The organism is Acinetobacter sp. RG5 (assembly GCF_031844265.1).
GTDB lineage: Bacteria > Pseudomonadota > Gammaproteobacteria > Pseudomonadales > Moraxellaceae > Acinetobacter.
Map to the genome: position 1 here is coordinate 1 of NZ_JAUZUV010000036.1, position 7,015 is coordinate 7,015.

At 39.3% G+C, this 7,015-nt stretch carries 3 protein-coding genes and 4 pseudogenes; 2 read left to right on the top strand and 5 right to left on the bottom strand.

Annotation, left to right across the window (positions count from 1 at the left end):
* Positions 1–483: 483 nt before the first annotated feature.
* The 4 genes and pseudogenes from Q9R21_RS14695 to Q9R21_RS14710 all read right to left on the bottom strand — a co-directional run bounded on the left by Q9R21_RS14695 (position 484) and on the right by Q9R21_RS14710 (position 3,278).
* The gene (locus Q9R21_RS14695; protein ID WP_004281794.1) at positions 484–945 is read right to left on the bottom strand and encodes a DIP1984 family protein; all 462 of its coding nucleotides are present in this window, start codon (positions 943–945) and stop codon (positions 484–486) included.
* Positions 946–1,141: 196 nt separating this feature from the next.
* Positions 1,142–1,506: pseudogene (locus tag Q9R21_RS14700) on the bottom strand (IS3 family transposase); the annotation flags it as partial.
* A pseudogene (locus Q9R21_RS14705) lies at positions 1,500–1,781 on the bottom strand (helix-turn-helix domain-containing protein); the annotation flags it as partial. The pseudogenes Q9R21_RS14705 and Q9R21_RS14700, both read right to left, overlap by 7 nt.
* A 159-nt stretch (positions 1,782–1,940) precedes the next feature.
* Complete coding sequence (locus Q9R21_RS14710; RefSeq protein WP_311204768.1) at positions 1,941–3,278, bottom strand: ISNCY family transposase; 1,338 nt, start codon at positions 3,276–3,278, stop codon at positions 1,941–1,943.
* A gap of 250 nt (positions 3,279–3,528) precedes the next feature.
* Between Q9R21_RS14710 and Q9R21_RS14715 the strand changes: the two are divergent.
* Both Q9R21_RS14715 and Q9R21_RS14720 read left to right on the top strand, forming a co-directional pair.
* Positions 3,529–3,636 (top strand): annotated as a pseudogene (locus tag Q9R21_RS14715) (site-specific integrase); the annotation flags it as partial.
* Positions 3,637–3,700: 64 nt separating this feature from the next.
* A pseudogene (locus Q9R21_RS14720) lies at positions 3,701–4,791 on the top strand (IS3 family transposase).
* 168 nt (positions 4,792–4,959) lie between these two features.
* Here the strand turns inward: Q9R21_RS14720 and Q9R21_RS14725 are convergent.
* On the bottom strand, positions 4,960–7,015 hold a 2,056-nt coding region (locus tag Q9R21_RS14725; protein WP_311204769.1), incomplete at its 5' end, for an excinuclease ABC subunit UvrA.

Sequence of the window (7,015 nt, forward strand, 5' to 3'; positions counted from 1 at the left end):
TAAAAAGCGTGTACACAGTGCACTGGGTTATGTATCGCCTTTTGAGTTTGAAGCAATGTACTATGATAAGATTAACCCGTTAGGTCAGGTGGCCTAACTTAAATAAAAAAGTCTCCGACGAACCCGGTACGGTTCAACTTGTGATTTGAATCTGCTGTTTTCAAAATCTGTCTTTCAGCTCGTTATGCAACAAAGCCGAACCGAATTAAAAATAGAAATGTAGTTGAGCTGGTGCTTGCTCATTTCTTTATTTTTAGTAATTGAGGTGAACATACTGTCAGTACATGGTAGTTATAAGTAACATGTAACTTTGTTCGCACAAAGATTTGAGTTATGCCAAGTGATGGATTGATTTGTACTTAAAATTTTAAGCTTATCCACTTGCTTTGCAAGCCACTACACTTTATTTACAATCCTATGTTGTGGAAGTAAGGGATCTTGTACTCGCCCAGTATGTTCAACTTGATTATATCTAAAGGACTATTAGGCATCAATCAAATCAATTTTCCAATTACTCGACTGAATCACCACATTTAAATCACGTAATTTAAGACTAATATCATCAGCTTGTTTTTGTAGTGATGAAACTGGAATAACTTTATGCCACTTTATTTCCCGCGTACTATAACGATCAGATTCACGAGATGTATTACTTATTGCTGCAGTTAGGGTTTTGTGCTGTTCTACAAATTCATCACGCAAAGTCAATAAAGCAAGTAAAGAACGACCATCATTTAATTTTGTTAAAGCATTAGTTTCATGAATTGCATAACTTAATTTTTGAAATTCTTGAATTAAAGCAAATACTTGTTTTAGTAGTTCATTTGGATCTTCAGATGGTTTATCACCATCTTGTACCAATACATTTGCATTGATACGTTGTTTTAGTGAAATAATTTTTTTTTGTTGATCACTTCGAAGTAAGAGAGCTTCTGCTAATTTCATTTTTCACCTATTAACCAATTAGAATTAAGTTTTAAGCAGCTAAGTAATTTTACAAATACTATATCCTCATTCTTTAAAAATCAAAAAAATTGATTTTTTATAATTTTCAGAGGTAGAAGTCTTATATTTTGTCATTAGTCGAAGCTCAGAATTAAGCTAAAGGCCTTTTTTCAGATGCAGAATCCTTTATCTGATCCTAGACAGTATTGTGGACATTCGATCCCTCTAAATTCTTACAATATTTTTGTTCAAAGGCTTCAGGACTTAACCAGCCATTTGCAGAATGTATTCTGATTCGATTGTAATAAATCTCGATATAGTCAAACAAGACAGCATTCGCTTCTTTTCGAGTGGCAAACACACTGCCATGGATTACATGACCTTTCAATGTATGAAAGAAGCTTTCAGTCACTGCATTGTCCCAACATGAGCAGTGTACTGCGCAAGACTGCGTGACATACTTTGAATACAGTTATTCGTCAATAATAGCGCTCTAAAAGCACGACTACAGTACTGACTGCCTTGGTCAGAATGAACCATAACTCCTGTTGAATAAGCTTTTCATGCGCCAAGGTTGGTCCGAAACCATGCAGTTGATCAGAAACAATATTGAGGCACTTGAGTCTGAGTTCTTCAGAAAGCCTGGAATTGCTGGTTTGGCCACGACCCGTATGGGCTAATGCAGCTGGACCTTGAACTTTGTATTTCTGCAGTAAGCGTCTGACCTGACATTCTGAAATATGAAGTAGAAGTAGCTGAGCAGCCTGGGATTGAGTTATGCGTTGATCGCAGATTTCCTGCAAAACCGACAATCGTTTAAGTTCTTTATCCGACATAGTGATCAGCATCTATATTTTATATCCCGTCCATGGTGATAAAAACCATCATAAACCAGACATTTTTATTGGTGAGAATATAGACACTTTAAATGGGTTCTAACAAACTGTGTTATTCCCAAGTAGAAATGTCCTACCTAATAACCAAATAGAAATGTCCTATATGGACATTTCCAAGTCAAGCACAGGATTCAGATTTCGTTGTTGAATTGCTGTTTTCTGTGCACGTCTGCTTGGCATCTTTTGAGAACGATTACGTTTGTTTTGCTGTTCCAGTTCTTCATGCTGTTGTTGAATATGCAGCAATACAGAACTTAAACGTTTATTCTCAACAATCTCTCGCTGGTTAAGCTGACTTAATTTATCGAAGATGCTGTAATTGATCTTCCGTCCTTCATGCATGATCGCTACAGTACCATCCGGATATTCTAGAAACTCAAGATATTTACCGATCAGCTTCTGATTTTCTTGGATATTCTCCAGAATATATACACATTTATCATAAGTAATGGTCAGGCTATTGGTGACTCTGCGGGGTTCACGCCAAGTAAAAATATCATCTAATTCTTCAGCTGTTTCAGTGACAGTCCGGTGGAGATCCTTAGGATTAAAGGCCATCTTGGCAAATTTACGATTAAATTGCTCAATAAAGCAGGGCAGCCAGGCATTGGCATCTGCAATCGAACTGATAGCTTCTAAGCGCATCTCCTTAATCAGACGATCCTGAAGCGTTCTATTGGCTCGTTCTACACGTCCTTTGGCCTGTGGTGAATTGGCGAAGATAATATCAATGTTTAACTCATTCAGAATCCGCCCAAATTGCGTGATCTGGCTGTCTTGCCTGGATTTCTGGTTGACTCTAAATACCGAGTGTTTATCGCTATAAAAGGCCAAGGGCTTGCCGTATTGCTCAATGTAGGCTCGGGTTGAAAGCATATAGTCAAAGGTCGTTTCAGCCTCACAAAAGCGTAGATGCAACAGCTTGCCGGTAGCATCATCGATATAAACCAGCAAACAGCATTTGGTGGCTCTTCCTTCAAACCAGTCATGATATGAGCCATCAATCTGGATCAGCTCACCGAAGCAATCACGGTTATAGCGTGGCTGGTATGGGCGTTTTAGACGTTTGGATCGCGGAATCCAAAGGTCATTTGCAGTCATCCAGCGCCGAACCGTTTCTACCGGGATATTCAGGTCAAACATGCTGCTGAGCTTCTCATGCGCCAAGGTAGGTCCAAAGCCCAGCAGATGTTCAGAAATAATGGAAAGACATTTTGATTTTAATAAATCATCATGGCGACGATGACCCGGTTGACCACGACTGGCATGTGCCATACCTGAGACACCATCTTGATTGAGCTTCTGCAATAACCGGGTAATTTGACGGGTGGAAAGATTCAGGATTTCAGCAGCACGGACCTGGGTAATACGATGATCTCTAACGTCTTGCAGAACTGCAAGACGTTGAATTTCTTTATCAGACATAGTGATCAGCATTTATATTTTATATCCAGTCCATGGTGATAAAAACCATCATAAACCAGACATTTTTATTGGTGAGAATATAGACACTTTAAATGGGTTCTAACACACTGATTTCGTATAATATTGATTATGTTAAATGAATTATACCTGATAATAACTTCATATCTTCTTTTATTAAACGAAAATTCAATAACTTAAATAATTTCAATTTCATTTGTAAAATATAATATGTTGACCTCAAGAATACTTCATAAACTTTACTATGTTTGCTTTAAAAACAATTCATTTGGAAAAGAAAGTTTCAAACGAAAATCAAATTATTCTTTTGTTTGATCTGGATTCATCATGTCCATGTTTGTACCCAGTAATCCCTCCTAAAAACAATAGGACCTAAAAGTAGAATTTTCTCTTAAAGTATAGGCAGGAGATTCTGCATGAAAACATCTAAATTTACTGACAGTCAGATCATGTCCATTTTGAAACAGGCGGAGTCTGGCACACCTGTAGCCGCCCTTTGTCGTGAACACGGTATGAGTAATGCGACCTTCTATAAATGGCGTGCCAAATATGGCGGTATGGATACATCATTAATGGCAAAACTCAAAGAACTGGAAGCAGAAAATACCAGACTTAAAAAGATGTATGCTGAAGAACGCTTAAAGGCAGAGATCATTCAGGAAGCGATGGCAATGAGCAGCACTGCTGCGCAAGGGTGAGGCCATCTTGCCGACGTAAGATGGCACAACAGGCAGTTGCCCACTATGCGATTAGCATTCGTTTGGCTTGCCGAGGATTTAGTATCAGTGAAACCTGCTACCGTTATCAATCCAAGTTAAACGATGACAATACATTAATTGCAGAACAGCTCATTGAGCTCACTGAAGAAAATACAGATTGGGGTTTTGGTCTGTGTTTCTCTTATCTACGTCATGTTGAAAACCATGTTTGGAATCATAAGCGTGTTTATCGCATTTACTGTGAGTTAGCACTGAATCTGCGCATTAAACCGAGAAGAAGACTAAAACGGCATGCACCAGAACCACTGAAAGAGCCGATCCGGGCAAATCAGGTCTGGTCACTGGATTTTATGCATGACCAGCTGATCGATAGTCGTAAGTTCCGATTGTTGAATGTGATTGATGATTACCGTCGAGAAGGTTTGACTATTGAAGCAGAATTCTCATTACCCACGATCAGGGTTATTCACACATTGAATCAGTTATTGGAATGGCGAGAAAAACCGTTAGTTATTCGGTGTGACAATGGCCCGGAGTTTATCAGTCACGAATTTGTACGCTGGGCAACTGAACAAGGTATTCGTATTGAATATATTCAACCAGGTAAACCACAGCAGAATGCGTATATTGAACGCTATAATCGGACTATACGTTATAGTTGGCTGAGCAAACATTTATTTGATACTTTGGATGAAGTACAAGATTATGCAACAAACTGGCTGTGGCATTACAACCATAAAAGACCACACCAAGCAAACAAAGGAAGGCCACCTCTAATGGCTGCTTAACCTCTACTTTTAACTTCAGTTATTTATGAGAGGATTACCGTTTGTGCAACAAAGCCCTTAGTTGAAAAAAACTTTTAGATTTCATGCTCACACACCACCTAAAACAAAAAATATCTGATTGATTTTACAGGCTTTTAATTTAAGGATTTATTCTACCCACTCGCAATATCAACGTTTAGTATCACGACTCACTAACTCATTAACTAAATATGGAGCAGTACGGCTATCTTGATTTTCTGTTATTTGTTTTGGTGTTCCTGCCACAACAATATTCCCACCAGCATTTCCAGCACCTGGTCCCACATCAATCACCCAATCTGCTTGTGCAACGGCACGCATATCATGCTCAATCATAACCACGGTATTACCCGCATCGACTAATCGCTGCAATTGAACTAACAATCGATCTACATCTGATGGATGCAAACCTGTAGTTGGCTCATCAAGTATATACAGTGTATTTCCACGCTGATTGCGTTGCAGCTCGGTCGCCAATTTAATACGTTGCGCTTCTCCACCAGATAGTTCAGTCGCTGGTTGCCCTAAACGTAAATAACCAAGGCCAATTTCCTTTAATAATTGTAGTGAACGAGCAATCGAGACCTCTCCATCAAAAAAATCACGTGCTTCATTGACGGTCATTCCTAATACTTCAGCAATATTACGTCCATTCCAGCGAATTTTCAGAGTGTCATCATTATATCGAGCACCATGACATGTCGGACAAGGGGCATATACACTTGGCATAAACAATAACTCTACACTGACAAAGCCTTCACCTTCACAAGTTTCACATCGCCCTTTAGCCACATTAAACGAAAAACGTCCAGCATCATAATGAGCTTGGCGAGCTTCAGGAGTCCCAGCAAATAACTTTCTAACATGATCAAATAAACCCGTATAAGTTGCCAGATTAGAACGTGGAGTACGGCCAATTGGTTTTTGATCAACCTGTACCAGACGCTGTATAGCCTCCACATCACCAGCCAGAGAACCCTGTGTAACCTCGTTAACCAACATTCCTTCATTTAAAGGATTATTTTCATTATTGTTTTCAGTTTCAGACTCATTGCCTAAATATGAAAGTACTAACTCGGGTAAAGCTTGAGAAACGAGACTAGATTTACCTGAACCTGAAATACCTGTAACTGCTGTAAGTACACCAAGAGGTATACGAGCATCAATATTATGCAGGTTATGTCGGTAAATATTGTTAAGTTCAAGCCAACCAGAGGGTGTACGTCCATAACTTTGAGTAACTGGGATTTTATTAAATAAATAACTTGCAGTACGTGAAGCTGAAATCTCACTTAAACCCTGAGGTACTCCACTATATAAAATATTACCACCTTGCTCTCCTGCATCTGGTCCAACATCCACTAACCATTGAGCACGACGCATGAGCTCTAAATCATGCTCTACAACAAATACGGAGTTTCCAGCGTCTCTTAATTTATCGAGAGAATCATATAATGACTGACTATCTGAAGGATGTAATCCAGCAGACGGTTCATCCAGTACATAAACTACACCAAATAGCATAGAACTTAATTGTGTTGCTAAACGCAAACGTTGTAACTCTCCCGCTGAAAGAGTCGGTGTGGCTCTATCTAATGTTAGATAACCAAGACCTAACTGGCGTAATTGATTTAAACGCCCCACCACACCATTTGCTAAACGCTGGGCAGCAATTTTCTTTTCATCTGAAAGTGCTGACGTACGTCTTACATCTGGAGATACAGAATGCACTGCTCTACCTGTTGTTGCTCGTTCAGATCTATCAAGTTGGGTTACTTTATTATTAGTCTTTTCTCCAGCATCATGAGCGTCGAAATTGCCAAGAACAATGGGCTCAAGCAGGCAAGTTAACTTATCCAAAGAAAGTTGCATAAACTCACCAATATCTACTCCAGCAAAGGTAATAGATAAGGCTTCTGGTTTAAGGCGTTTACCATGACAGGAAGGGCATATTTTTCCTTCCATAAAACGTGAAACACGTTTTTTCATCAACGTACTTTGGGTATTAGCAAAAGTATGAAGGACATAGCGACGAGCACCAGTGAAAGTGCCCATATAGCTGGGTTCTAGTTTACGTTTAAGTGCAGATTGAGTCTCAGCGGGGCTTAAACCAGCATAGACAGGAACTGTTGGGGTTTCTTCAGTAAATAAAATCCAGTCTCTATCCGATTGCGGTAAATCTTTCCATGGTCGATCAACATCATAC

Bases quoted from the DNA above. Each gene is read 5' to 3' on its own strand.
- Q9R21_RS14695 (WP_004281794.1), bottom strand. From the start codon at position 945: ATGAAATTAGCAGAAGCTCTCTTACTTCGAAGTGATCAACAAAAAAAA.
- Q9R21_RS14710 (WP_311204768.1), bottom strand. From the start codon at position 3,278: ATGCTGATCACTATGTCTGATAAAGAAATTCAACGTCTTGCAGTTCTG.